The 25,311-nt window shown below is 27.9% G+C and carries 27 protein-coding genes and 2 other RNA genes; 24 read left to right on the top strand and 5 right to left on the bottom strand.

Going from position 1 to position 25,311, the window contains the following annotated elements:
* Positions 1 to 4: 4 nt before the first annotated feature.
* Genes CURT_RS05955 through hemG form a run of 3 tightly spaced genes read left to right on the top strand, consistent with a single transcriptional unit; the run spans position 5 to position 3,309 of the window.
* Complete coding sequence (locus CURT_RS05955; RefSeq protein ID WP_018713875.1) at positions 5 to 829, top strand: thiamine-phosphate kinase; 825 nt, start codon at positions 5 to 7, stop codon at positions 827 to 829.
* Entirely contained in the window at positions 798 to 1,916 is a 1,119-nt protein-coding gene (truD, locus tag CURT_RS05950) for a tRNA pseudouridine(13) synthase TruD (RefSeq protein ID WP_237721151.1), read from the top strand. The genes CURT_RS05955 and truD overlap by 32 nt, the downstream gene beginning before the upstream one ends.
* 55 nt (positions 1,917 to 1,971) lie before the next feature.
* Positions 1,972 to 3,309 (top strand): protoporphyrinogen oxidase, encoded by a 1,338-nt coding sequence (gene hemG, locus CURT_RS05945; protein WP_018713877.1) that lies wholly within the window; start codon positions 1,972 to 1,974, stop codon positions 3,307 to 3,309.
* A 31-nt stretch (positions 3,310 to 3,340) separates the two neighbouring features.
* Here the strand turns inward: hemG and CURT_RS05940 are convergent, their stop codons facing one another.
* The gene (locus CURT_RS05940) at positions 3,341 to 5,044 is read right to left on the bottom strand and encodes a DUF4209 domain-containing protein (protein ID WP_018713878.1); all 1,704 of its coding nucleotides are present in this window, start codon (positions 5,042 to 5,044) and stop codon (positions 3,341 to 3,343) included.
* Positions 5,045 to 5,124: 80 nt separating this feature from the next.
* Here CURT_RS05940 and rnpB point away from each other — a divergent pair.
* From rnpB to CURT_RS05870, 14 genes are all read left to right on the top strand, one after another.
* An RNA gene (gene rnpB / locus CURT_RS05935) (RNase P RNA component class A) lies at positions 5,125 to 5,453 on the top strand.
* A gap of 137 nt (positions 5,454 to 5,590) precedes the next feature.
* Positions 5,591 to 6,544: an NAD(P)-binding domain-containing protein gene (locus tag CURT_RS05930; RefSeq protein ID WP_018713879.1), complete on the top strand. Its 954-nt coding sequence runs from the start codon at positions 5,591 to 5,593 to the stop codon at positions 6,542 to 6,544.
* Positions 6,541 to 7,251: a tRNA1(Val) (adenine(37)-N6)-methyltransferase gene (locus CURT_RS05925; RefSeq protein WP_018713880.1), complete on the top strand. Its 711-nt coding sequence runs from the start codon at positions 6,541 to 6,543 to the stop codon at positions 7,249 to 7,251. Before CURT_RS05930 ends, CURT_RS05925 begins: the two co-directional genes overlap by 4 nt.
* A complete protein-coding gene (locus CURT_RS05920; protein ID WP_081617959.1) occupies positions 7,244 to 7,615 on the top strand; it encodes a YkgJ family cysteine cluster protein in 372 nt (123 codons plus the stop codon). The genes CURT_RS05925 and CURT_RS05920 overlap by 8 nt, the downstream gene beginning before the upstream one ends.
* Positions 7,591 to 8,853, top strand: a complete 1,263-nt coding sequence (locus CURT_RS05915; RefSeq protein ID WP_018713881.1) for a tetratricopeptide repeat protein — start codon at positions 7,591 to 7,593, stop codon at positions 8,851 to 8,853. Before CURT_RS05920 ends, CURT_RS05915 begins: the two co-directional genes overlap by 25 nt.
* Positions 8,850 to 9,638 carry an indole-3-glycerol phosphate synthase TrpC gene (gene trpC, locus CURT_RS05910; RefSeq protein WP_018713882.1) on the top strand — a complete coding sequence of 263 codons (789 nt, stop codon included), beginning with the start codon at positions 8,850 to 8,852 and terminating at the stop codon, positions 9,636 to 9,638. Before CURT_RS05915 ends, trpC begins: the two co-directional genes overlap by 4 nt.
* A 26-nt stretch (positions 9,639 to 9,664) precedes the next feature.
* Complete coding sequence (locus CURT_RS05905) at positions 9,665 to 10,168, top strand: HIT family protein (RefSeq protein ID WP_018713883.1); 504 nt, start codon at positions 9,665 to 9,667, stop codon at positions 10,166 to 10,168.
* A 349-nt stretch (positions 10,169 to 10,517) separates the two neighbouring features.
* Positions 10,518 to 11,528 carry a bifunctional 3,4-dihydroxy-2-butanone 4-phosphate synthase/GTP cyclohydrolase II gene (locus CURT_RS05900; protein WP_018713884.1) on the top strand — a complete coding sequence of 337 codons (1,011 nt, stop codon included), beginning with the start codon at positions 10,518 to 10,520 and terminating at the stop codon, positions 11,526 to 11,528.
* A 9-nt stretch (positions 11,529 to 11,537) separates the two neighbouring features.
* On the top strand, positions 11,538 to 12,716 hold the full coding sequence (locus CURT_RS05895; protein ID WP_018713885.1) for a Y-family DNA polymerase: 1,179 nt from the start codon (positions 11,538 to 11,540) through the stop codon (positions 12,714 to 12,716).
* 10 nt (positions 12,717 to 12,726) lie between these two features.
* Entirely contained in the window at positions 12,727 to 13,266 is a 540-nt protein-coding gene (locus CURT_RS05890) for a hypothetical protein (RefSeq protein ID WP_018713886.1), read from the top strand.
* Between the two features lie 26 nt (positions 13,267 to 13,292).
* Complete coding sequence (gene lgt, locus CURT_RS05885; RefSeq protein ID WP_018713887.1) at positions 13,293 to 14,117, top strand: prolipoprotein diacylglyceryl transferase; 825 nt, start codon at positions 13,293 to 13,295, stop codon at positions 14,115 to 14,117.
* A gap of 77 nt (positions 14,118 to 14,194) precedes the next feature.
* Positions 14,195 to 14,878, top strand: coding sequence for a fumarate reductase cytochrome b subunit (locus tag CURT_RS05880; RefSeq protein WP_018713888.1), 684 nt, complete (start codon positions 14,195 to 14,197; stop codon positions 14,876 to 14,878).
* Between the two features lie 13 nt (positions 14,879 to 14,891).
* Positions 14,892 to 16,898: a fumarate reductase flavoprotein subunit gene (locus CURT_RS05875; protein WP_018713889.1), complete on the top strand. Its 2,007-nt coding sequence runs from the start codon at positions 14,892 to 14,894 to the stop codon at positions 16,896 to 16,898.
* Positions 16,891 to 17,610 (top strand): fumarate reductase iron-sulfur subunit, encoded by a 720-nt coding sequence (locus tag CURT_RS05870; protein WP_018713890.1) that lies wholly within the window; start codon positions 16,891 to 16,893, stop codon positions 17,608 to 17,610. The genes CURT_RS05875 and CURT_RS05870 overlap by 8 nt, the downstream gene beginning before the upstream one ends.
* A 396-nt stretch (positions 17,611 to 18,006) precedes the next feature.
* Here CURT_RS05870 and CURT_RS05865 read toward each other — a convergent pair whose 3' ends face one another.
* The 3 genes from CURT_RS05865 to CURT_RS05855 are packed head-to-tail and all read right to left on the bottom strand — an operon-like array spanning position 18,007 to position 20,727.
* On the bottom strand, positions 18,007 to 19,056 hold the full coding sequence (locus CURT_RS05865; RefSeq protein ID WP_018713891.1) for an AI-2E family transporter: 1,050 nt from the start codon (positions 19,054 to 19,056) through the stop codon (positions 18,007 to 18,009).
* Positions 19,043 to 20,056 (bottom strand): Holliday junction branch migration DNA helicase RuvB, encoded by a 1,014-nt coding sequence (ruvB, locus tag CURT_RS05860; protein ID WP_016647192.1) that lies wholly within the window; start codon positions 20,054 to 20,056, stop codon positions 19,043 to 19,045. The genes CURT_RS05865 and ruvB overlap by 14 nt, the downstream gene beginning before the upstream one ends.
* Before the next feature lie 5 nt (positions 20,057 to 20,061).
* Positions 20,062 to 20,727 (bottom strand): tetratricopeptide repeat protein, encoded by a 666-nt coding sequence (locus CURT_RS05855; RefSeq protein WP_018713892.1) that lies wholly within the window; start codon positions 20,725 to 20,727, stop codon positions 20,062 to 20,064.
* Positions 20,728 to 20,825: 98 nt separating this feature from the next.
* On the opposite strand from CURT_RS05855, the gene ssrA reads away from it, so the two are divergent.
* From ssrA to CURT_RS05820, 7 genes are all read left to right on the top strand, one after another.
* Positions 20,826 to 21,218: a transfer-messenger RNA gene (gene ssrA / locus CURT_RS05850) on the top strand.
* 226 nt (positions 21,219 to 21,444) lie between these two features.
* The gene (locus tag CURT_RS09455) at positions 21,445 to 22,338 is read left to right on the top strand and encodes a hypothetical protein (protein WP_018713216.1); all 894 of its coding nucleotides are present in this window, start codon (positions 21,445 to 21,447) and stop codon (positions 22,336 to 22,338) included.
* Positions 22,339 to 22,367: 29 nt separating this feature from the next.
* Positions 22,368 to 22,508 (top strand): hypothetical protein, encoded by a 141-nt coding sequence (locus CURT_RS05840; protein ID WP_018713215.1) that lies wholly within the window; start codon positions 22,368 to 22,370, stop codon positions 22,506 to 22,508.
* Positions 22,509 to 22,655: 147 nt separating this feature from the next.
* The gene (locus tag CURT_RS05835) at positions 22,656 to 23,039 is read left to right on the top strand and encodes a hypothetical protein (protein WP_018713807.1); all 384 of its coding nucleotides are present in this window, start codon (positions 22,656 to 22,658) and stop codon (positions 23,037 to 23,039) included.
* Complete coding sequence (locus tag CURT_RS05830; protein ID WP_018713806.1) at positions 23,024 to 23,515, top strand: hypothetical protein; 492 nt, start codon at positions 23,024 to 23,026, stop codon at positions 23,513 to 23,515. The genes CURT_RS05835 and CURT_RS05830 overlap by 16 nt, the downstream gene beginning before the upstream one ends.
* Positions 23,516 to 23,579: 64 nt before the next feature.
* Positions 23,580 to 23,879, top strand: a complete 300-nt coding sequence (locus CURT_RS05825) for a hypothetical protein (RefSeq protein ID WP_018713805.1) — start codon at positions 23,580 to 23,582, stop codon at positions 23,877 to 23,879.
* Between the two features lie 24 nt (positions 23,880 to 23,903).
* Positions 23,904 to 24,470, top strand: coding sequence for a hypothetical protein (locus tag CURT_RS05820; RefSeq protein ID WP_018713804.1), 567 nt, complete (start codon positions 23,904 to 23,906; stop codon positions 24,468 to 24,470).
* Between the two features lie 18 nt (positions 24,471 to 24,488).
* Here the strand turns inward: CURT_RS05820 and CURT_RS05815 are convergent, their stop codons facing one another.
* Entirely contained in the window at positions 24,489 to 25,283 is a 795-nt protein-coding gene (locus CURT_RS05815; RefSeq protein WP_018713803.1) for a hypothetical protein, read from the bottom strand.
* Positions 25,284 to 25,311 lie beyond the last annotated feature (28 nt).

The following is a 25,311-nucleotide window of genomic DNA, read 5'->3' as shown; positions in this document are numbered from 1 at the left end:
AGTTATGGACAAAGAAAGTTTTGTAATATCAAAATTCAGTAATAAATTTATCGGAGATGACGGCGCAGTGCTTGGAAAATTGGTTTTAAGCAAGGATCTGTTTTTGGAAAATTCCCACTTCAAAATGGGCTGGTTAAGCTTTTATGAAATAGGAAAAAAGGCAATGAGTGTAAATTTAAGCGATGCTATTGTGATGAATGCAAAGCCTAAATTTACATTAATTGGTTTAATGCTTCCTAAAAACATAACTTTTAAAGAGATCGATGAGCTTAAAAATGGAATTTTAGATATTTCAAAACAATACGGAGTTAAAATAATTGGCGGCGATACAGTAAAATCCGATATTTTGGGAATTAGTGTAAGCATTATATCTTATGCAAAAAAACCAATTTTTAGAAAAAAACTTAAAAATGGTGAGTTATTAGCTTTTACAGGGAATTTAGGAGGAAGTCTAAAAGGACTTAAAACGCTTCAAAGATGTGCGAAAAACTATAAAATTCTTGGCAAAAACTCACGATTTAGAAATATTGTTTTAAGGGATAATTTTTTTTACAACTCATCAAAATTCATAAACTCAGCTATGGATATAAGTGATGGACTTGCGTGTGATTTGCCTAAATTTATAAAAAATAAAAATATTAAATTTATAAAAAAGCTTAAAAAATATGAGTTTTTAAGCGGTGAAGAGTATGAGGTGCTTTTTAGTTTTAGTAAAAAAAACAAATTTAGAATCATAAACGAGGCTAAAAAAGCTAGGATAAAACTTACTATTTTTGGAGAAACAATAGATGGAAAATATAAAAAACGAGCAAGAAATTGGCATTTTTAAACCACTTTTCACTCTTGATCATTCGCCCATAAATGTACATTTTAGTAAAAATTCAGATGATTTTGTAGTTAGAGAAATTCCACTTTATGAATTTAGCGGTGAGGGTGAGCACTTGATACTAAATATCGCTAAAAAAGGACTTACAACTTTTGAGGCACTTCATATTTTAAGTGATTACTCAGGTATTAAAATGAGGGATTTTGGATATGCAGGACTTAAAGACAAAGAGGGTTTTACAACTCAGTTTATCTCACTTCCTAAAAAATTTGAAAAAAACTTAGCAAATTTTACTCACGAGAGTTTGAAAATAACTGATACTTTTACACATAAAAATAAACTTAGAATTGGTCATTTAAGCGGAAATAGTTTTTTTATAAGACTTAAAAAAGTTAGCGAGGTTGATGCCTTAAAGCTTAAAAATGCTCTTTTAAATTTGGATAAAAATGGCTATGCAAACTATTTTGGCTTTCAAAGATTTGGTAAATTTGAAGATAACGCAAAAGAGGGTGAGGAAATTTTAAGTGGAAATTTAAAGATGAAAAATCCAAAAATTAAAAATTTCTTAATTTCAGCTTATCAAAGTGAGCTTTTTAATAAATGGCTTAGTAAAAGAGTTGAAATTTCAAAATTTATAAGAGATTTTAATGAAAATGAAATAAATAAAATTTATGGATTTGATAAAGAAACTATAAAAGATTTAAAATTTCAACCTAATTTTTTCAAACTTTTTAATGGAGATGTTTTGGGGCATTATCCACATGGAAAACTATTTTTATGCAAAGATTTAGCAAGTGAGGTTAAAAGATTTTTAAATCGTGATATTACTCCTTTTGGTCTGCTTCCTGGAAATAAAGCTTTTGAAAGCGAAGATTTGGCAAAAGATATAGAAGATGAAATTTATCATCCTTCATTTAAATTTATTGAAAAAATGAATGGGAGTAGGCGTTTTGCATGGTGTTTTTTAAAAAATGTTAATTATAAATACACGCCTGAATTAGCTCAATTTAGCATGAGTTTTGAACTTACAAAAGGAAGTTATGCAACTGTGGTTTTAAGAGAGATTTTACATAAAGAAATTTTTGATTAAGTCAAGTTTTTATAAATTTATTGTAATATAAGGTTTAAATTTACAAGGAGAGAGTATGAAAATAGCAGTCATCGGCGGAGGGATAAGTGGCTTAACAACAGCTTTTTATCTAAATTTTTTTGGTAATAGCGATGGTGATAAATACGATATAACAGTTTTTGAAAAAGAAAAAGAGCTTGGTGGAAAAATGAGAACTAAAAATATAAAAGGATTTTTAATTGAAGAGGGAACTAATGGTTTTTTATCAAATAGACCTGATACCTTAGAGCTTTTAAAATATGCAGGCATAGAAAATTTACTTTTAAAGAGTAATGACAATGCGAGAGTTAGATTTATTTATAAAGATAAGCTCTATAAAATGCCAGAGAGTGCAAAAGATTTCTTTTTAAGTGGGATTATGTCGCCACTTGGAAAAATAAGAGTTGCATGTGAGTATTTTATACCGCAAAAAAAAGATGACATGGAAGAAACACTGCAAGAGTTTGGTTATAGAAGAGTTGGAAAAGAGCTTACCGAAACTTTTTTAGATCCAATGGTTGCAGGAGTTTATGGCTCAAGTCCTGATAAAATTTCAGTTAATGCAAGTTTTGAGAAAATAACAGCTATGGAAAAAAAATATGGCGGACTTATAAAAGCAATGCTTGCTATGAGAGCTAAAAGTGCTGCCCCAAGTGGTGTTTTGATGAGTTTTAAAGGTGGATGTGAGACCTTAATAAAAGAAGTTGGCAAAAAATCAAATGCTAAGATTGTTGCAAATTTTGAAATTTCAAAAATAGAAAAAAAAGATGATAAATTTATACTAAATGGCGATAAAAATTTAGAGTTTGATAAAGTTATTATTTCAACTCCTGCTTATAGAGCTTGCGAACTTTTAAACAAGCTTCTTCCAGATACATCAAAAAGGTTAAAAGCTATTGAATACACTCCTATTTCTGTAGTTGGGCTTGGATATGAAAACCTTGATCACGCCTTAAGAGGCTTTGGACTTTTAACAACAAGTTCATCAAAGCAACCAGTGCTGGGAATTTTATGGGATAGCTCGATATTTTTTGATAGAGCGCCTGATGGTAAGGTACTACTTCGCGTTATGATAGGCGGTCAAAGAGATAAAGATTTAGCCTTAAAAGATGAAAAAACTTTAGTTGAGCTTGCAAGACTTGGCATAAGAAATACTATGGGAATTTCTGATGAGCCGGTAATGACATATGTAAAAAGACACGAAAAAGGCATACCAAATTATAATTTAGGTCACCTATCAAATGTGGCTGAAATTTTTAAAGATATAAGGCAAGTAAAAGGACTTTATTTAAATTCAAACGCCTATAAGGGTGTTGCTATGAATGATTGTATTAAAAATTCACGCGAATGTGCAAGGGATGTTTTACAAGGTTAAAATACAAACCAAAGTGTTTTCCTTTGGTTTGTTAAGTTTTATTTATATGGCAAATACTTTTATAAACTAACCTAAAGCATAGCCACCATAAGTATATAATTCCCACTTTATCAATATTGTCATCTACAAGAGCATGAATTATTTCGTTTCTTAAATTATATAGTGTTGGTTGTATTAATAAATATTGTAATTCTTTTATTAGGTCTATTTCTAGTATCTCTTGTAATTTTTCTTCTTTTAGGAGCTTATTAAGGCTTTTTTCTGTTTCTATTCCACAGTTATCAATTATGGTAGTTGTAACATTATCTGCTTTTAAAATAAATCTAATTAGGTACTCTATTTGGGGTATTAGTATATGTGCTGATAGTAAAAATTCATGCTTAAAACCAAGATGTAATCCTTTTGTCCAAAGATTAACCCTGTTTTTATCTATAAGTAAAGAATTATTACATATATTATAAATATACTCTTTGGAAATTCTGTGCTCCATTAAAATTTGGTTTAATGCTGGAATAATAAAGCTATATACTGCAAGATTAAAGTGTATATTGTAATTTATAGATAAAACTATATTTTCATATGGCTCCTCTGATATTTTTTTACCATCTTGTGATAATTGTATGTATTTAAATATTGATGCTATTGAGTTTTGAGAGATATTTTCAGATTGTTTTTTTAAATTAGCAAAATCAGCTCTTTGTCTGCCATTTGTAAAAAATCGCAATGCAGTAGAAATATCTTTATTTTTTACCATATTTATACTACTATCTGTTAAATTACTTATATTAATAGGTGAAGTTTCCGGACCTTTAATGCTTCTTAGTTGTATTTTATTAGTTCGCTCAATTTTTCCATAAAGAAAATCTTTTTCTATATCTAAATTTTCTTTTATTTTATTGGGAAGGGAACAATACTCTTTTAATGCCATTTTGTAGTAGCATGAACAGTTTTTATTATTTCCAAGTTCTATATAAGTGTTGATTATTTCAATAGTTGTATTATTTTTTTCGTCTGTATTGCCAAGAATTATATACCAGTTTCTAATTTCTTCTAGATAGCCTATTTTTTGTGCGTTGTTAGTTTTAATTTTGAGATTTTCTATTATTTCATATTTTAATTTATCTTTTAATTGTAATTTTTTTAAAATATCATTAAGTTTGAGTATATACTTATTGTTTTGTAAATTTAAAAATGCATTAGTAGTCCTGTTTACTATTTCGCTTAATAACTCTTTATTTTTTGTGGAATTTGCAAGAAATATAGCTCTTTTATATGAGTTGATAGCTTCACTAAATTCAAGGGTATTATCAAAATTATCTATAGGAAATTTAGAATATTCTTGAATAGCTATTTTTAAATATTTTATATTTTTTGGCTTATAGTAAATCCATAAAATATCGGCTATTCTAGCTTTAATTCTAAAGTCTTTACATTCATTTAAAATTTGATTTAAAAAATATAATTCATCTTTTGTTAAATCATCAGGTAGAAAAGTTTGTTTTTGATAGTTTTGAAACATCGGAATAAATGGTTCATTATAGCTATCTGCTTTTAGATCAATAGAACAAATATTTGATAATAAATTTAAAATTTCTTTTGCATTTTTTGAATATTTGTTAGACTTAGTTAATTTATTAAAAATTGTACTATAATTTAAACAAGTTTTATTTTTTAAATTTTGTAAAATTCCCATGTAGTCTAATTTTGTAAAATTTTCAAGCGTTAAAACATCCATTCTTTCCCTTTTTTACTACATTATAGCTAATCTTCTTAAATTCATAAAATTTTTATTGATTTTTTGTTAAAATACCTTTTTCGGTGCAATGAACGATCGCGTTAATACGAGGAAAGTCCGAGCTGCTCTAAGATGTAGTTCCATTTAACGAATGGCTGGGGTAACCCAAGGGATAGTGCAACAGAAAGTAAACTACCACTTTATTTTAATAATGTGGAAAAGGTGAAATGGTGGGGTAAGAGCCTACCAGCGTTTTTGGCAACATCAACGGCTTTGCAAACCCAACTTGCAGCAAGAAGGGATGGTTTAATCTTAGAATAAAACCCTTCGCTTGAACTAAATTGTAAAATTTAGTCTAGATAAATGATCGTTTGAAAAACAGAACTCGGCTTATAGTTGCACCGAAATTTAAATAAAATATTAAAGCTATTATTACTATTTTTTACATTTTATTTAATTTGGTAAAAATGACTTTGGATATTTGCATTTGTTTATCAAAATGGTAATATAATATAGCTTTAGAATGATTTACAAAAAGGTAATATTATGCAAACAATTTATGACCTTGCCATTATAGGTGGCGGACCGTGTGGGTTAGCCTCGGTTGTGGAGGCCAAAATAAGTGGAATTAATAAAGTCTTACTTCTTGAAAAAGGCTCAAACCACTCTCAAACAATCAGAACTTTTTATAAAGAAAATAAAAGAGTTGATAAAGAATATAAGGGTTTAGATAGTGAAACAAAAGGTATGGTAAAGTTTGAAACTGGCACAAAAGAAGATGTTTTAAACTATTTTGATACACTTTTGGATAGTGAAGATATTGATGCATTTTTTAATACAGAAGTTGAAAAAGTTAAAAAAAATGAAGATGGATTATTTGAAATTTATGCTCCAAAAACTCATTATTACGCTAAAAAAGTAATAATTGCAATAGGAAGAATGGGAAAACCTAATAAACCTGATTATAAAATTCCAAGATCGCTAAATCCCGTTGTAAATTTTAATCTTGATAAGTGTGGAAGCCATGAAAAGATTTTGGTTGTAGGTGGTGGAAACTCAGCTGTTGAATACGCTATAAGTCTTTCTAGTAATAATATCGTAACGCTTGCTTATAGAAAAAGTAATTTTACAAGATTAAATGCGATAAATTTAAAAGATATCGCCCATGAAGAAAGATATGGAAATATTATTTTAAGGTTAAGCTCAGATATTGAAAATCTTGAAAATGAAGAGGGAAAAGTTGTTGTTAAATTTAAAGATGGCAAAGAGTTTGTCTATGATAGAGTTATTTATGCAATAGGCGGCACAACTCCAGTTGATTTTTTAAAAAACTCAGATGTTAAGATAGATGAAAACGGCATTCCAATAGTTGATGAAAATTGCCAAACACATATTGAGGGTCTTTATATCGGTGGTGATTTAATAACAAAAAATGGCGGATCAATAGTATTTGCCCTAAATCACTCAAGTAAAATTGTAAATCATATAAACTCTTTATGATAATTTATCAACTAAAAGATGGCTATCGCTACAATAGTGATACCATCATGCTTTATAATTTTATTTTTGATATTAGTCCAAAAGGTGATATTTTAGAAGTTGGGGCTGGGTGTGGAGTTTTAGGACTTTTATTAAAAAGAGATTTAAAAAATGCAAATTTAACTTTAATGGACATACAAAAAGAAAATATAAAATTATGTAAAATAAACTCAAACGAAAATAGACTTGATGTAAATACTATTCTTGCTGATTTTAAAGAGTTTAAAAGCGATAAAAGATATGACACAATTATCTCAAATCCGCCATATTATCACGATGGAGTTATAAAAAGTGAAAATTTACATCTAAATATAAGCAGATATTCATCAAATTTAAGTCTAAGTGATTTAATCCAAAACTCAAGCACTCATCTTAAATCGCACGGATCTCTTATATTTTGTTATGATGCAAAACAGCTTATGAATGTAGCTTATTTGCTTTTAAAAAATAAATTTTGCATGACAAAACTAAAATTTATTTATCCAAAAATTGGTAAAAAAGCAAAAATTGCTTTAATAGAAGCAAAAAAAAGTTCAAAATCTTTATGTTTAGTTGATGAGGGATTTTATTTAAGTGATGAAAATGGCTATACAAAAGAAGCTTTAAAACTTTTTAAAAAAGCTAATTTAGAAAGTAAAGATATTGTTTTAGGTAAAAATTATGATTAAAAAAGATGGGTTTAATTATTGTTTTGATGAAAAAAAATGTGAAATTTGCAAAGGAAAGTGCTGCACAGGAGAAAGTGGTTATATTTGGATAAATGAAAATGAAATTAAAGATTTGGCAAAATATTTAAATTTAAGTTTTGATGAGTTTAAATTTAAATATTTAGAAAAATTTGGAGTCAGGTATAGTATAAAAGAAAGCGTTTATAAAAATGGTTATAAATGTGCTTTTTTTGATGAAAAAAATCTAAATTGTTCTATTTATGAATATCGCCCAAAGCAGTGCAGAACTTTTCCGTTTTGGGAATATTTTAAGAAAAATTATAATGAATTGGAGAAAGAATGCATAGGTGTAAAACAATTATAAAATGCCTTTTTATATCACTTTTTTGTCTAAATTTAAATGCCTTTGATACGAAATCTTACGATGAAAGCTTAAATGTATTTAAAGCGCTTTTACTAGAAGAAAAAGACCCAAAAGATTCAGTTTCAATTTTTACATATTTATATGATAAGACAAAAAAACCTGAGTATTTAAAAGAGGTCATAAAGATACTTTATAATTATGAAGATTTTACAAATTTAGGTTTTTATCTTGAAAAAGGAAGTGTTTTATTAAAAGATGATGATGAGTTTTTAAGGATAAAAATAGCTTATCTTTTATCTAAAAATAGTCTTTATGAGGCTTTAAATTTAGCAAGAAATCTTACTAAAATAGATAATAGCGCAAGAAGTTTTATTATTTTAGGAAAAATAGAAGAAGTTTTAAATTTACAAAATGAAACTTTTAAAAGCTATAAAAAAGCCTATGAATTAGATGAAAACGAGATAAATTTTTTAAGATATGTAAAAGTTTTATTAAGTATGAAACAAACAGATGAGGCATTAAAAGAGCTAGAAAGCTATAAGAAAGAAAATGGCTGTTCTTTGGCAGTTTGTAGTATGCTAGTTGATATTTATAGACAACAAAATGACTTTGACATGGTTGTAAAAATTTGCGAAGAGCTTTATGAAGATACAAAAAATAGCAAATTTTTAGACTATATTCTTAGTTTTTACATAACCTTTGAAGAGTATGATAAGGCTGTAGATTTGTTGAAAAAATATGACTATAAAAATAAAATGTTGGTTGAATTATATGGTTTTTTAAAACAAAATGATAAGGCCATAAAACTATCAAAAGAGTTTTTTAAAAAGACAAATGATACAGAGTTTTTAGCGCTAGAAGCGATGAATTTATATGAAAAAAATGCTCCTAATGTAAATCAAAAATTACTAAAAGAGATTTTAGATAAATTTGATAAGTCTATTAAAGATTTAAATAATGCAACTTATGAAAATTATTATGGATATTTATTGATTGATCATGATATTGACTATAAAAAAGGCATTGAGTTTGTTAAAAAGGCACTCTTAAAAGAACCAGATTCTCCTTATTATTTAGATTCGCTTGCTTGGGGATATTATAAATTAAAAGAGTGTAAAAAAGCTGATGAAATTATGAAACAAATCAGCTATAAATTTAGTGATTTTTTAAACAGCAGCGAGGCAAAAGAGCATTTTGAAGCTATAAATAAGTGTTTAAATAGCGGAGATATAAAATGATACTTGATGAAATTTTAAAAAAAACAAAATCTGACTTAGAAAAAAGAAAAAAAGATATTCCTTTTGATGTTCTTGGTAGAAGTCTTTCGGCTAATCCTTTTATTCCAAGAGATGTAATAACTGCCTTAAAAACAGATGAAAAAGATAAATTTAAAATAATAGCTGAGGTTAAAAAAGCAAGTCCTAGTAAAGGCGTTATAAGAAATGATTTTGAACCAGTAAATATTGCAGTAGAGTATGAAAAAGGTGGAGCAAACGCCTTTTCAATTTTAACAGAACCACACTATTTTAAAGGAAATTTAGAGTTCATTCCACAAATTAGACGATATACAAAAATACCAATTTTAAGAAAAGATTTTATTGTTGATGAATATCAAATTTTAGAAAGTTTAGTTTATGGAGCTGATTTTATTTTATTAATTGCTAAGGCATTAAGCAAAAATGAGCTTAAAAATTTACTTCAATTTGCCCATAGATTAGGTCTTGAGGCTTTGGTTGAAACACATGATAAAGAAGATGTTAAAAATGCTATTTTTGCTGGAGCAAAGATATTTGGTATAAATCACAGAGATTTGCAAACTTTTGAGATGAACATGGGTTTAAGCTCTGATTTAATTCCACTTATTCCAAAAAATAAAATAATCGTTGCTGAAAGTGGACTAAAAGATAGTGAACAATTAAAACAATTGCATAAAATCGGTGTTGATGCATTTTTAATTGGTGAAACTTTTATGCGAGAAAAGGATGTTAGAAAAGCTATTTTAAAAATGAAAGGTTTAGAATAAAATTTTAAAAATAAAAAGGAAGTAAAATGGGTAATAAGTTAGAATATCTTTGTGCACCTTGGAGAAGTGAATATTTTAGCCATAAAAAAAGTGAATGTGTATTTTGTGATATTGTAAATAGTAGAGAAAATGATAAAAAAAATGGTGTTATTTTTAGAGCAAAACACTGTTTTGGTGTGATGAATTTATACCCATACAGTCCTGGAGCTTTTATGGTAATTCCTTATAAACATATTGACAACATTGAAAACTTAGATGATGAAATTTGGACTGAAATGAGCAAATTTGTTAAAAAGGGTGTTGAGGTCTTAAAGAAATATATTGGCGCAAGTGGCGTAAATATAGGCATGAATTTAGGAAGTGCAGCAGGAGCAGGTATCGCCCAGCATGTGCATTATCATTTAGTTCCAAGATGGAGCGGGGATACAAATTTTATAACTACAATAGGTTGTGTTAGGGTAAATGGTGTGCCCTTTGGAGATATTTATGAAAAAATTAAATTAGGGTTTAAGGAAGATTTAAAAGATTGACGATCTTATTAAAAAACTTTTCAAAACCTCCTGCGGTCGTTACCAACAAGGTAACTCCCTTGAAAGTTTAAAAAGTTTTTTATAATACCGCCTATTTTTGAAAATCTATTTTGTTGCCGTGATTTAAATTTTATGTGTTTAAAAATTTAAATCACTAAAATCCTAAATTTTCAAAAATACGAAGTTATGAATAAGGTTTTTAAATTTAAAATAATTTAGGATAAAATAGGGGTATTTGTTTAGATCGTAGTGAATTTACGAACCGAGTATGCTTTTTGTATGTTAGTGAGTAAATTTGCTAGGATTTAAACAAAGATGACCAAGATTTAGAAGTTTTAGAAAGGTAATTATGGGTTTTGTGAGTATAGAAGAAGCTATAAAAGATATAAAAAATGGGAAAATGATAGTAGTTGTTGATGATGAGGATAGGGAAAATGAAGGGGACTTGGTTTTTGCTGGAGCTTTTAGTGATGTTGAGAAGGTAAATTTTGCCATAACTCACGCAAAAGGAGTTTTATGCACACCAGTTAATAAAGAAATTGCTAAAAAACTTGGTTTTGATCTTATGGTAAAAGATAATACTTCAAATCACGAAACCGCTTTTACTATAACAGTTGATGCCAAAAAAGCAACAACTGGAGTAAGTGCAGTTGAGCGTGATATGACTATAAAGTTAATTACAAATTTTTCAACTTCAACAAAAGATGATTTTGTCTTTCCAGGGCATATTTTTCCATTAATTGCAAAAGATGGCGGAGTGCTTGAAAGAATTGGCCACACAGAAGCAAGCATTGATCTTTGCAAGCTTGCCGGACTTGCCCCAGTAAGTGTAATTTGCGAAATAGTAAATGAAGATGGAACTATGGCAAGAAGAGATGATTTAGATAAATTTTGTAAAAAATTTGATTTAAACATGGTAAGCGTGGCTGATTTAGTAAAATACCGTCTAAAAAATGAGACTTTGATAAAATTTAGTGAGTTAAAATATGGAGAATTAGCTGGCATTAAGGCTAAATTTTATGAGGTAGTTGATCACAAAAATAATATTCAAAGAGTTTATATTTTTGGAGATATTTCAAAAACTTCAAATGTTAAATTTCATAAAATTTCAAGTGATTATGAGTTTTTAACAACTGATAAATTTAGTGAATTTAAAAGAAGCTTAGATATTTTAGAGAACGAGGGTGGGGTTTTAATAATGTTTGACGCACTTCAAAATGGCTCTATGAAAGATTACGGTATAGGAGCTCAGATATTAGCTCATTTAAAAATAGAAAAAATAAATATTATTAGTAAAAGTCACAATAGAGATTTTGCTGGACTTAGTGGTTTTGGACTTGATATTATAGGTTATAAATAGGCTTGGGTATTGATTTTACACATTGATTTAGATTGCTTTTTTGTAGCAGCTGCAAGGATAAAAGATAAAAGATTGATTGGTAAAAATTTAGCTGTTATTGGAGGTGGACTAAATGAAGACTTTGGTGAAACTAATAGTGATATAAACAATTCAGTTGTTTTAAGTGCTAGCTATGAGGCTAGAAAGTATGGAGTAAAGTCTGCTATGGTATTAAAGCAAGCTAAAGTATTGTGCAAAAATTTAATAGTTGTAAAATCAGATCACCATTTTTACAAAGAACTTTCAAAAAAGCTTTATAAATTTTTATATACATTTACTCCAGATATTGAGCAATTCAGTATTGATGAGTTTTTTTTGGATCTAAGTGGAACAAATGCTATGAAAGATCCATTGAAATTTGCCAAATTTTTACAAAATGAAATTTTAAATAAATTTGAACTTCCATCAAGCATTGGCATAAGTGATGCAAAATTTATAGCTAAGCTTGCAACTGATTTAGCAAAACCTTTCGGTATTAAGATTATTAAAAAAGATGATTTTGACACAGTTTTAAAAAATATTGATATTTCTAAATTTCCTGGTGTTGGAAAAAGTGCTTTAAAGCGCCTTAATAAATATGGTATTTTTACTCTAGGAGATGTAAAAGGATCTAAATTTATTTTTGAAAAACTTGGTAAAAATGGTATAAAATTATATGAAAACATCACAGGAAGTGGTAAAAACATAGTCGAAACAAACTCAAAAAGAAAGAGTTTTTCGCATGGCAGGACTTTTAAAGCTATAAGTAATAGAGATGAAATTAAAAGGCGAATCTTAATTCTTTGTAGATATTTGTGTTTTGATATCTATAAATTTGGTCAAAATCCAACTAAATTTGAACTCAAGATAAAATATTTAGATAAAATTACTATCACTAGATCTCTAACTTATAAGTTTAAATTTTATGAAAATGTTTTGCATAAAATTATGAATGAACTTTTTCAAAGATGTGATGAGTTTATAAATAAGCCAATTATTTATATAAGTGTTGGGGTTGGTGGCTTTGTTGAAGAGAAAAATATAGAAAAAACTCTTTTTAATCAAATAAAACAAAGTGATATTGAGATAGATAAGGCAGTGCAAGTTATACGAGAAAAATATGGTGTAAATTCACTGCTTTTTGCAAAAGAGATAAAAGCTAAAAATTAAAAGGAAAAATATGAAAGTAAGAGATCTTTATGCGATGATTTGTGTGATATTTGCTACAAATTTCAAAGGTGTTATCAGTGAAGACAATTTTAAAAAAATGGCTCCTAAGTGGATTTTACAAAATGAAACATTATCCAATAAAACAGCTCATGAAATTTGGCAAAAAGCTTTAAAAGAAGATTACAGTGAAATTTGTAAAGATTATGAGAATTTAAAAAAGTTTTTTAAAATGGATTATTACTGTCTTATAAGTAAAACAGATATGAGTTTGTTTTTTGAAAAATTAAGATATCAAAAACCTTTTAAAGAGCTAGATGAAAGTCATGCTGCAAATATGCTTGCATTTTTAGCAGTAATTTTAAAAAGCGATGATGGTGAAAAAACACATAATTTTTTAGGTCTTTATTTAACAAAATATTTTATGGAAAGCTTTAGAGCTTTAAGTGAAATTTTAAAAACAAAATCAAAAAGTGATTATTATAAAGCACTTGGCTGGTTTTTGGAAGATTACTTAAATATGTTAAAAACTACTTTAGGGCTTAAAATTTAAATTTTTAAAAAACAAATTGGAAAAATATGAATTGGTGGAATGAAATTTATAGCCATTTTGATCCAGTAGCATTTGAAATTTTTGGCTTAAAAGTGCATTGGTATGGGCTTATGTATGTTATAGCGCTATTACTAGCGCTTTTTTTAGCCAAATATTTTGCAAAAAGAAGTAATTTTCCTTTTAGCGATGAAATGCTTGATAAATATTTCATTTTTGTTGAAATAGGTGTTATTTTGGGTGCAAGGCTTGGATATATTTTTATTTATTCAAATGAGCAAATTTTTTATTTAACTCATCCTTGGGAAATTTTTAACCCATTTTATAATGGTAAATTTGTGGGAATTAGTGGCATGAGTTACCATGGTGCTTTAATTGGTTTTGTGATTTCCACTTATATTTTTTGTAAAAAATATAAAGAAAATTTATGGCTTTTGCTTGATTTGGTGGCTTTAAGTGTTCCGCTAGCTTATGTTTTTGGAAGAATTGGAAATTTTTTAAACAAAGAGCTTTTTGGCAAAATCACAGAAGTTCCATGGGGAATTTATGTAGATGGAGCTTTGCGTCACCCAAGCCAACTTTATGAAGCTTTTTTAGAAGGTATTTTAATTTTTATAATTTTAATTTTTTATAAAAAATATAAGAAATTTGATGGAGAGCTAATATCTATTTATGTTATATTGTATTCATTAATGAGATTTATAAGTGAAATATTTAGAGAGCCAGATATCCAGCTTGGTGTGTTTTTAGGTTTTAGTATGGGGCAAATTTTATCTTTTTTAATGCTTATTTTTGGTGTAATTGTATATTATTATCATTTAAAAAAATATAAACAAATAATCAAAAAAATTTAAGCAATTAAAAAGAAAATTTAAGATATAATTAAACAATAGTGAAACATAGTTAAAATTTTACTAGTAAAGGAGTTCTTATGGTAAATAAGATTGAGGGATTTTTAGGTAAATCCGTTGATGGTAAAAAGAGTCGTATTCCGGCACTTCAAGATAAGTTACAAAGTATTACTGGGCTTATTTTGGCAGCTTTTATGATCTGTCATATGCTTTTTACGGGTTCTATCATCATCGGTAAAGGTGTTTTTGAAGGCATTGTAAGTTTTGCTGAGCCTTTTGGAATTTGGCAAATTACAAATTTAATTGCTTTTTTTATTTTTTGTGTTTTTGTTTTGCATGCATTTTTAGCAATGAGAAAATTTCCGCAAAATTATGCGGCTTTTAGAGCATTTAAAGCTCACAAAATTAGATTTAATCACTGTGATACTACCTTATGGTGGTTTCAATTCATTACAGGATTTTTATTATTTTTCTTTGCGAGTGCGCATCTTATAACTATCATTTTTGGTGAACAAATAACAGCTGAAGTATCAGCAGGAAGATTTCACGAGCTTCATTTATTTTATTTTGCACTTTTATTATTTACTGTAGTTCATGCTGGCATTGGAGTTTATAGACTTTATGTAAAATGGATAAGTATTGATGGTGCTAAAAAAGAGGAAATGATAGCCCATAGACAAAAAATCAAAAAAATTATTTTTATAGTTTGGGGCTGTTTATTTGTGCTTTCAGTAATAGCTGATTTTGTTTGGTTAGCAAAGTAAGAAAGGGAAATTTATGAAAATAATATATTGCGATTCTTTAGTAATTGGTGGTGGTTTAGCAGGTCTTAGGGCTGCTGCGGCAACTGCTGCAAAAGGAAATAGCACAATAGTTTTAAGTCTTTGTCCGGTTAAAAGATCTCACTCAGCTGCTGCACAAGGTGGTATGCAAGCAAGCTTAGCAAATTCAAAAATGAGCGAAGGCGATAACGAAGATGTGCACTTTGAAGATACAGTTAAAGGAAGCGACTGGGGATGTGATCAACAAGTTGCTAGAATGTTTACTCAAACAGCACCAAAAGCCATTAGAGAGCTAGCTAGTTGGGGTGTTCCTTGGACAAGAATAACAAAAGGCGATAGAGATGCGATTATTAACGCACAAAAAACAACTATCACTGAAAAAGATGAAGTTCATGGCTTAATTCACTCAAGAGATTTTGGCGGTACTAAAAAATGGAGAACCTGTTTTACAGCTGATGCTACAGGACACACAATGCTTTTTGGCGTTGCAAATGAATGTACAAAACACGGCGTTGATATAAGAGATAGAAAAGAAGCTATTGCACTTATCCATAAAGATAATAGATGCTATGGTGCTATAGTAAGAGATTTAATAGATGGTAGAATAGAAGCCTATGTTGCTAGAGGAACTTTAATAGCAACAGGTGGTTATGGAAGAATTTATAAACAAACTACAAATGCTACCATTTGTGAGGGAATAGGTGTAGCAATAGCACTTGAAACAGGCGTTGCACAACTTGGAAATATGGAAGCTGTTCAATTTCACCCAACACCAATTGTTCCAAGTGGAATTTTATTAACTGAAGGTTGTAGAGGTGATGGTGGAATTTTAAGAGATGTTGATGGACACCGTTTTATGCCTGATTATGAGCCTGAGAAAAAAGAACTTGCTAGTCGTGATGTTGTTTCAAGAAGAATTATGGAGCACATTAGAAAAGGAAAAGGTGTAAAAAGTCCTTATGGTGATCATGTTTGGCTAGATATTTCTATATTAGGAAGAGAGCATATAGAGAAGAACCTAAGAGACGTTCAAGAAATTTGTGAAACTTTCAATGGTATTGACCCAGCAGATACAGAAAAAGATGAAAATGGTATTGGAAAAGGTTGGGCTCCAATTTTACCAATGCAACACTATTCAATGGGCGGTATTAAAACAAAACCAACTGGAGAAAGCCCTACACTAAAGGGATTATTTAGTGCTGGAGAAGCAGCTTGTTGGGATATGCACGGATTTAATAGACTTGGTGGAAACTCAGTTGCTGAGACAGTTGTAGCTGGTATGATAGTTGGTGATTATTTTGCTGATTATTGTAAAGAGCATGATATTGATATAAACACAAAAGATGTTGAAAAATTTGTAAAAAAAGAAGAAGATTATTTAAAGAGTCTTGTTGAAAAAGATGGCAAATATAATGTTTATGAGATAAAAAACAGAATGAAAGATGTAATGTGGGAAAATGTTGCTATCTTTAGAACAGGCGAAGGACTTGAAAAAGCTGTTAAAGAACTTGAAGAACTTTATAAAAAATCACTTGATTTAAAAGTTGAAAATAAGGCTTTATTTGGAAATCCTGAACTTGAAGATGCATACAGAACACCTATGATGCTTAAACTTTCACTTTGTGTTGCAAAAGGTGCGCTTGATAGAACTGAAAGTAGAGGAGCTCACTATAGAGAAGATTATCCAAAAAGAGATGACGCTAACTGGCTAAAAAGAACCCTTGCCTCATGGAAAGATGGCGATACAATGCCAACTATCACTTATGAGCCACTTGATATAATGAAGATGGAAATTCCTCCTAAATTTAGAGGTTATGGTGCAAAAGGAAATATCATCGAGCATCCTGATAGTGCAAAAAGACAAAAAGAAGTTGATGAAATAGTTGCTAAAATGAAAGAAGAAGGAAAAAGTAGATATGAAATTCAAGATGCGTTAATGCATTATGAGTTGCAGCCTAAATTTAAAGCACCAAATGAAAGAGTAGGAGTTGAAAATGAGTAGAAAAATAACTATAAAAGCATTAAAATATAATCCTTTAAGTAAAATTTCAAAGCCACATTTTGCTTCATATGAGCTTGAAGAAACTTCAGGTATGACTTTATTTGTGGCACTAACTCAAATAAGAGAGAAATTTGACCCAGATTTAAGCTTTGACTTTGTTTGTAGAGCTGGAATTTGTGGAAGTTGTGGCATGCTTGTAAATGGTAAACCAAAACTTGCTTGCAGAACTTTGACAAAAGATTATGAGAGTGGAGTAATCGAGCTTATGCCTCTTCCTGTATTTAGTTTAATCAAAGATTTAAGTGTAAATACTGGAAAATGGATGGCAAATATGGATAAAAGAGTTGAGAGCTGGATACACACTACAAAACAAACTGATATCTCAAAACTTGAAGAAAAAGTTGATCCAGAACTTGCTCAAAAAACATTTGAACTTGATAGATGTGTTGAGTGCGGACTTTGTGTTGCAGCTTGTGGAACAGCCATCATGAGAAGTGACTTTTTAGGAGCTGTAGGACTAAATAGAATAGCAAGATTCCATCAAGATCCACTTGATGAAAGAACCGACGAGGACTTTTATGAGTTAATTGGAGATGATAGTGGTGTGTTTGGCTGTATGTCGCTTCTAGGATGCGAGGATGTTTGTCCTAAACACTTACCATTACAAAATCAAATAGCATTTATACGCCGCAAAATGGCAAGTGCGAAGTAGAAATTTACTACACAAAAATTTAGCAAGGTTTTTCCTTGCTAAATTTTACTTTTTTATTATATACTCTCAAATTTTTTAAATCAATTTTTCAAAAATAAGAACTTTTAAATTGGTCAGTAATTTTGTATAATATTTTAAATTACTCAAAACGATTTATCAAAATAAATTCTTGAATGTAAAATAATAATTTCAATTAATATCATAAAATTTATGTAAAATTTAAGTATTTTTAGATATTTAAATTAAAAAAATTGTAAAAACAGATTAATTTTTATCGAGATTGTTTGGTGACTAAAACTATATTTTTATAGATATATTAAATAAAAGAATTTATAATAAATTTAACAACTGTAAAAATTTAACTATTTCGATAATTAAATTTTTACAAGTTTAAAGTTAGTCTAAATTATCAAATTCCTTTGTAATTATTCTATATGAATTTAATGAAGCAATAAATAATGTTACAATTGCAGGCCCTAGAATAATCCCCCAAAAGCCAAATGTTGACAGTCCAGCAAGCATGGCAAAAAATATTAAAAGCTCATTTATATTAGCAGGGCTACTTACAAGTTTTGAGTTTATAAATCTAATTATTAATGGTTTTATAAAGTTATCAGCAATAGTTGCTATCATGATTATTGAATATAAAAATATTATAATTGCGTTTAAGGTATTGCCATTGGCTAATTCATAAATACTAATTGGTACAAATATCAAAGCCCCACCAACTATTGGCACAAGCGATGCAAAAGCATATAATATTCCCATTAAAAAGCCATCATATCCATAAAATGATAGAAAAACACCAAATAAAAACCCTTGTAAAACAGCAGTTGCTATGGTTGAGTATAAAACAACACTCATTGTATTTGCTACTTCATGAGAGATTGAATCTATATGTGAGGCTTCAACTGGCAAAGTTTCTTTTAAAAAACTCATAAGAGATTTTCCATATAAATTTGCAAAAAAGTAAAATGCTATTATAAGACCCATATCTACAATAAATTTTGCACTTGATTTGCCTATAGTAGAAAGATAAGTTGCACCTTGTTTTACTAAGGAATTTATGTTTATTGAGGCTATAAATTCTTTTATTTTTGGCTCAAAAGATGCAAATTTTTCAGGTAAGTGAAAATTAAAATTTTGTATATAATTTAATACAATAGATGTATTTTTCATATCAAAACTTGATGCGTATTTTGCAAGCTCAATAACTGCATACATAAATGGCACTAAAAAAAATAATGCCAAAACAAGAGTTGTAGAAGTTGCTGAAAGTAGATTTTTATCATTTGTTAGTTTAAGGAAAAATCTATTAATATTTGCAGTTGAAACAGCTAGAAGTATCCCAATGGCAATTGTAAGCAAAAAACCGTTAAAAAGATAAATCACAAAACAAAATAAAAAAAGTATAAAACCCACAAAAAAGTATTTACTCGTCTTCATCAAAAAGTCCTTTTTGGTATGGAATTTTAAGCATTTCATAGCTTTTGTAAGTTGCAATTCTGCCTTTTGCTGTTCTTTGTATATAGCTATTTGCAAGCAAATATGGTTCTATTACATCTTCAATAGTTCCTTCATCTTCGCTTAATGCAGCTGAAATAGTATTTAATCCAAGTGGTTTTTTATTTGCTTCAAATAAAATTCCCAAATATTTTAAATCAAGTTCATCGAAACCAAGTTCATTTACTCCAAGTTCATCTAGTGATGTTTTTGCTCTATTTAATGATATGTTTTCTTCATCATTTATATCGGCAAAGTCTCTTATTCTTTTTAATAATCTTAATGCTATTCTAGGAGTTCCACGACTTCTTTTTGCTATTTCAAGTGAGGCATCTTTATCAATGCTTTTATTTAATTTTAAAGAAGCTTTTTGAGTTATACTAGCTAGTTCATCTGGTGAGTAAAACTCAAGCCTAAAAGAAATTCCAAACCTATCTCTAAGTGGAGCTGAAATCATACCAGCTTTAGTAGTTGCACCAATTAGTGTAAATTTTGGGATATCTATTTTGATAGTTTGTGCAGCAGGACCTGAACCAATTATAATATCAAGTCTAAAATCTTCCATGGCAGGATATAAAATCTCTTCAATAGACGAGCTTAAGCGGTGAATTTCATCTATAAATAAAACATCACCTTCTTCTAAATTTGTTAAAATAGCCGCCAAATCGCCAGCTTTTTCTATCATTGGTGCGGCAGTTATTTTTATATTTGCATTCATTTCATTTGAAATTATATGAGCCAATGTTGTTTTTCCAAGCCCTGGAGGTCCATAAAAAAGAGTATGATCCAAAACCTCAGCTCTTTTTTTTGCAGCGCCTATAAAAACTTTTAAATTTTGTTTTATTTTTTCCTGGCCTATATATTCATCAAAATTTAGCGGTCTTAGGCTTACTTCATATTCTTTTTCAAAATTTACTTTTTCTATTTCGACGATTCTGTCCATTACTTTTAAATTTCACCCTTTAACTTTAACTCTTTTAGTTGTGTTTCATATTTGCAACCTTGCTCATGTCCTAAGTCGCAACCTTTTGCAAAGTATTCACTAGCTTTTTCAATATCTATTTTTATACCATTTCCATTTGCATAAAGAGCTCCTAAATTTGTACATCCTTCACCATATCCAAGTTGGCATGATTTATCATAGTATTCAAAAGTTTTATGGATATTTGTCTCTACACCATCACCAAATTCATACATATATCCAACTTGCGCGCATGATAAAGGGTGGTTTAACTCACAAGCTTTTTCATAGTATTTAAAAGCTTTTTCAAAGTCCATTTCTACAACTTCACCTCTAAAATACATCATTGCTATGTTTGAGCAACCTTCTGGACTATTTAGCTCACAGCCTTTTTCGTAAAACTTTATAGCTTCTTGCTTATCAACTTCTACACCTAAACCATTATCTAAAAGCCATGCTAAATTTGTACAGCTTTTGCCATCGTTTTCATTACAAAGTTTAGTCCAAATTTCTTTTGATTTTTCATATTTATTTTCAACAAATGCTTGATGTCCATCATCAATATTTAAATTTTCACTAAAATAATCTCTTGCCTTTTCACTTGCATTTAGACTAAGTGATAATAAAATAGATAAAATAATAGTTTTTTTCATTTTTGCCCTTTTTATTAAAATTAAATATATATTCTACCAAAATAATATAAAAATTTGACAAAAAGTAGTATTTTATGTAAAATTACACACATTTAAATGGGGGTGACTTGGCTTCGACAGGAGTTAAACGGTCACGGTTGCATGTCGCTTTGAGCAAAGTGTTAAAAGCTCAAATTAAAATTAAACGCAAATAACGTTAAATTTGCTCCTGCTTACGCAAAAGTAGCGTAAGTTCAGTTGAGCCTTGCATTTGTTGATACTATTTAGGCAAAGTAGCAAGTCATTTAAATAGTGTAGTTTAGATGTTTGACAAACATTTAGATGAAATTCTTGTCTTAGTTTAAGAGTTTGGTTTTTTGCTTAGTAGTTGTTCTAACTGCTAGCAAAATGAAAGTGGGCCTTCTTAAACGAAATTTCACTTTCGCTAAACATGTATAGAGACTTTGGTCTTTTGCTTTTGGACTGCGGTTCGACACCGCACACCTCCACCAAGTGTAATATTAAGGCTTTGCTATTTTTAAGTCAAATTTATAAAATGCACCTCATATCACGCATAGCATTGTACAAAAACATAAGTTATCAATATGTTTTTAAACTATAAAAAAAATTCTAAATTTAAAAATTAAAATGTTTTAATCTAAACAATATTTTAAATCCAAATTTGATACAATATCCCAAAATTTAAGATTTAGGTTTTACTTGCAAAAAGGCTAAAATTTGAGTGATGATAAAAGAGAAAAACTTAGAGAATATTTAAGAAATAATCGACCTAAGAATAGAATAAATTTAGGCAATAACTCTGATAATAAAGAAAAATCTAATAAAAATTTAGAAGATGATTTAAACTCAGATAATTTGAATTTAAATAATAACTCAGATTTGGACAATTCTCAAATTTCAGATAATAAAACAAACTTAAATAAAAGAGATTATGATAAAGAACCGCTGATAATACAAAGCTATGAAGAGTTTTTTGTTCTTATTATGTTTATGGCGTCTTTGATTTTATCTTTAATTATCTCTTGTTTTTGCAAAGATTTATATAAAGGGTCGGTTATAGATTTTGATGGGTATATAGCTGCATTGTTTTTGTTAGTTGGATATATTTTTGTCGTAACTATTTGTCAAAAACAATATTTTTCAAATCATAAAATCAAATTTTGCAATAAATATATTGAATTTTATGATTATGGCAAATTAAAAAAGCAAAGCAAGATTGTGGCTAGCGAGTTGATTTTACCATTTTCTACAAATTATTCAAAAAATTCAAATTTTGATATTGCTGATATTATAATATATTCTTCGTTAGTTGTACTTATAATTATTAGTAAAGGTTTTGTATTTTTTATTGTGATATCTTTTTATTTTTCAAATTTATTTATCAAATTTTTTATCTATCTATTTATAAACAAAAGAGTAAATGGCTTTAAAATATTTCCATTTATACAAATTTATAAACCAACTTTTTTGCTAAGCTATAACAATTCTTTTGCTAAACGGTATTATATAATTTATCTTTATAATTATGAAATTTATAAAGAGGTAAAACAATATTTTTTGCAAAAAAATATTGATATAGACAATTTACCAAAAAGTTATAACATATTTTAATAATAAAATTTTATTTAAAGGGGATAATTATGAATTTATTAGATAGGCAAATAAAAGCTAAAGAGAAGCTTGATAAGGCAGAAAAATATATAAAATTAAATTTAAAATCATCTTTAAACTCTTATAATGATAAACTAAACACTCTTTTTTATATTAAATCTTTACCATAAATAAAAGTTTTTAATTACAATAAGTTATAGTAGATAATCCTAAATTAGCCACTATGCTAAATTTATATTAATAAAAAATTCAAATAATATTTTAAGTTTTAAAAGACTAGAATACATCGTTTTTATAAAAACAGCAAAGGCTAAAATTTGAGTGATGATAAAAGAGAAAAACTTAGAGAATATTTAAGAAACAATAGACCTAAAAATAGAGTGAATTTAGGCAATAACTCTGATAATAAAGAAAATTCTAATAAAAATTTAGAAGATGATTTAAATTTGAATAATTCAAATTTGAATAATTCAAATTTAAACAATGACTCAAATTTAGACAATTCTCAAAATTTATCCAATAAAGCAAAACCTAAAAAAAGAGATTATGATAAAGAACCGTTAATTATAAGAGATTACAATATGCACGAAACAGCCTTTTTCGCAGTAACAATTCCAGTTTTGTTGTTTGTTAATTTTATTTCTAACGGCATAAGTGTTTTTTTATACCAAAAAATATTATTTTTATGTTTATTACTTTAGAAATTTTTTTAGAGTTACTTAAACACCCATATAAAACTATTATTTTTTATGATTCAAAAATTGTCTATAGAAAAGGAAGCGATACAGCACTTGAAATAAATTTGAGCGACATAATTGGAGTTTATAAAACTGCTATTTGTAATGAAAATTTTCAAACTCAAAAACTTGTCTCTAAAAAATTTTTAATTGTGGCTATACTTTTAGTTGGTATTACAATGATAATTTTTGATTTCAGTATATTTTTATTTGTTTATGGATGGATTATTGCGGTATTTTTAGTTGGTAAATTTGTAGTTTTTATTCTTTTAAATAAAAAAATTGGTTTTAAAATTTACACTAGTTATTTAATAAAAACAGAGAAAAACATCATAAATTTTTTGCCAAAAGAAAGTGATAATATGGAAATAAAAAGATATTTCTTTGATAAAATTAATATAGATATAGAAAAAGCACAATGTAATTTTATAGTATCTTAAAACTAATTAATAATTGACTAAAATTTTTTTAAAAATATTTGTATATACCATAAAATGAGATTTTATGGTGGATTTTGAGGATTTAAAAAATACATTTTGTTTTCAAGGTAAAATTATCGGCTTTAATCAAATTCTTAATAAAAGTAAAGCTTTGCATAAAATAAAAAAATTAAAAATAAAACAAGCAAAATATATTTACATTTATTTTGTTGTAAATCCAAATATGTTTTTGCTTGATTTGTGTGAAATAATAAATAAAGTGGAAAAAAACTGCAATGAAGAAGTAAAAATTATTTGGGACTATGAATTAAATGAATTTTATAAAAATAAATTTAAAATGTGGTTGTTAGCTGTTGGAATTTAAAATTATCAAAAAAAAGGATAAAAAATGATTTTTAATGAAATTAAGGAATTAACATTGAAAAGCGATATGAAAGTTATTTCAAAAGAGCTTGGGTACCCAAAAGAGCAAAATTTTAAACAAGCACTTATAAATTTAAAAAAATCAAATAGCCTTTTTGAGTTTTTATCAAATGGACATTTTGATTGGACTCATAATTCTAGAACGCTTATTTTAGCACTAAGTAAATATTTTAAAAAAGACATTAAAGATGAGTTTGAAAAAACTGAAAGATACTATGAAGAAAGGTTAAAATTTAAAGGTTCGTATGTTTATGTAAATACAGATTTTAAGCCAAGAGATATGACTCAGTTAAAATATGCAGCATTGAGTTTAAGCAGGCAAAGATATATAGGATTAGAACCTTATTGGGGTGAGTTATTTTTTAAAAGTTTAACCTATCAACTAAATTTTATATCAAAAATAGTAAAAGATCATTATAAAAATCAAAAAATATTATCTATATATGGTAACATTACTGTCAATATAACTAGTTATACGCTTCATTTTTCTGGTAAAACTTACGAATTAGATACCGATGGAAAATTCGTATAATTGTTTTTGTAATTACACTTACTCTAGTATAATGGCATTAAGCATAAAATAAGGCGTATATTCGCCTTCATATATTAAATTTTCTTTTTCAAATTGTGAATCTAGTTCAAAAACCGCACATAATACCCCCATATTTCGCCTATAATCTATAAAATCATTAAGTAGATTTGCTATTTTATTTGGAATATATTTTATGCTTTTATTTGTTGGTTTTTGACTTTTTTTACACCATAAAGGCGTTATAAAAAAAGCAACTTTTAAATTTGCTTGTTTGGAATCTTGACATGGATTATCTTTATTGGAGTTTTTAATATTATAAATTTGATATAAGGCATCTTCTATTCTCTTAATAGTTTTTTGATCAAAATCTAAGTTAGCATTTTTACCGACATTAAAACTTAATCGTTTTACTTCTAGCCATACTTCAAATTCTTTGTCTTTGCTCATAAACCAAAAATCCACAAACCTCCATTTATCATCACAATCTTTACTATTTATATCTGCACTGTTTAAAATTTTAATATTTTTTCTATTTTTATAATTAATGAACATTTCACTCCACACATAAGGTGTTAGTAAATGTAATGCGTGAGAAATGCTTGAATAGGCGTTATTTTCACTATATCCTAATGGAAAATATTGTAAATCTTTATTTTTTAACATTTTATAGTTTATATCAAAAACCTTTTGACAAAAATTGCTAAAAAATTTTTTAAAAGCTCTTCCTTTTGTAAAATTGTCTGCCCTATAGAATGTATCAATAATATTATATTTATAAGACTTATTATCTTTTTGTTGATTTGGTTTTAGCATTTTACAAACCTCATTTTTAAAAAAATTT

The sequence above is a fragment of the Campylobacter ureolyticus genome, assembly GCF_013372225.1.
GTDB classification, from domain to species: Bacteria; Campylobacterota; Campylobacteria; order Campylobacterales; family Campylobacteraceae; genus Campylobacter_B; species Campylobacter_B ureolyticus.
Note: the sequence above shows the minus strand (reverse complement) of the source record. Positions and strands in the feature narration are given on the sequence as shown.

What these genes read in the sequence shown, in the direction of transcription:
- CURT_RS05955 (WP_018713875.1), top strand. Translation starts at nt 5, where the DNA reads ATGGACAAAGAAAGTTTTGTAATATCAAAATTCAGTAATAAATTTATC.
- hemG (WP_018713877.1), top strand. Translation starts at nt 1,972, where the DNA reads ATGAAAATAGCAGTCATCGGCGGAGGGATAAGTGGCTTAACAACAGCT.
- CURT_RS05940 (WP_018713878.1), bottom strand. Translation starts at nt 5,044, where the DNA reads ATGGATGTTTTAACGCTTGAAAATTTTACAAAATTAGACTACATGGGA.
- CURT_RS05930 (WP_018713879.1), top strand. Translation starts at nt 5,591, where the DNA reads ATGCAAACAATTTATGACCTTGCCATTATAGGTGGCGGACCGTGTGGG.
- CURT_RS05925 (WP_018713880.1), top strand. Translation starts at nt 6,541, where the DNA reads ATGATAATTTATCAACTAAAAGATGGCTATCGCTACAATAGTGATACC.
- CURT_RS05920 (WP_081617959.1), top strand. Translation starts at nt 7,244, where the DNA reads ATGATTAAAAAAGATGGGTTTAATTATTGTTTTGATGAAAAAAAATGT.
- CURT_RS05915 (WP_018713881.1), top strand. Translation starts at nt 7,591, where the DNA reads ATGCATAGGTGTAAAACAATTATAAAATGCCTTTTTATATCACTTTTT.
- trpC (WP_018713882.1), top strand. Translation starts at nt 8,850, where the DNA reads ATGATACTTGATGAAATTTTAAAAAAAACAAAATCTGACTTAGAAAAA.
- CURT_RS05905 (WP_018713883.1), top strand. Translation starts at nt 9,665, where the DNA reads ATGGGTAATAAGTTAGAATATCTTTGTGCACCTTGGAGAAGTGAATAT.
- CURT_RS05900 (WP_018713884.1), top strand. Translation starts at nt 10,518, where the DNA reads ATGGGTTTTGTGAGTATAGAAGAAGCTATAAAAGATATAAAAAATGGG.
- CURT_RS05890 (WP_018713886.1), top strand. Translation starts at nt 12,727, where the DNA reads ATGAAAGTAAGAGATCTTTATGCGATGATTTGTGTGATATTTGCTACA.
- lgt (WP_018713887.1), top strand. Translation starts at nt 13,293, where the DNA reads ATGAATTGGTGGAATGAAATTTATAGCCATTTTGATCCAGTAGCATTT.
- CURT_RS05880 (WP_018713888.1), top strand. Translation starts at nt 14,195, where the DNA reads ATGGTAAATAAGATTGAGGGATTTTTAGGTAAATCCGTTGATGGTAAA.
- CURT_RS05875 (WP_018713889.1), top strand. Translation starts at nt 14,892, where the DNA reads ATGAAAATAATATATTGCGATTCTTTAGTAATTGGTGGTGGTTTAGCA.
- CURT_RS05870 (WP_018713890.1), top strand. Translation starts at nt 16,891, where the DNA reads ATGAGTAGAAAAATAACTATAAAAGCATTAAAATATAATCCTTTAAGT.
- CURT_RS05865 (WP_018713891.1), bottom strand. Translation starts at nt 19,056, where the DNA reads ATGAAGACGAGTAAATACTTTTTTGTGGGTTTTATACTTTTTTTATTT.
- ruvB (WP_016647192.1), bottom strand. Translation starts at nt 20,056, where the DNA reads ATGGACAGAATCGTCGAAATAGAAAAAGTAAATTTTGAAAAAGAATAT.
- CURT_RS05855 (WP_018713892.1), bottom strand. Translation starts at nt 20,727, where the DNA reads ATGAAAAAAACTATTATTTTATCTATTTTATTATCACTTAGTCTAAAT.
- CURT_RS05840 (WP_018713215.1), top strand. Translation starts at nt 22,368, where the DNA reads ATGAATTTATTAGATAGGCAAATAAAAGCTAAAGAGAAGCTTGATAAG.
- CURT_RS05830 (WP_018713806.1), top strand. Translation starts at nt 23,024, where the DNA reads ATGTTTATTACTTTAGAAATTTTTTTAGAGTTACTTAAACACCCATAT.
- CURT_RS05825 (WP_018713805.1), top strand. Translation starts at nt 23,580, where the DNA reads ATGGTGGATTTTGAGGATTTAAAAAATACATTTTGTTTTCAAGGTAAA.
- CURT_RS05820 (WP_018713804.1), top strand. Translation starts at nt 23,904, where the DNA reads ATGATTTTTAATGAAATTAAGGAATTAACATTGAAAAGCGATATGAAA.
- CURT_RS05815 (WP_018713803.1), bottom strand. Translation starts at nt 25,283, where the DNA reads ATGCTAAAACCAAATCAACAAAAAGATAATAAGTCTTATAAATATAAT.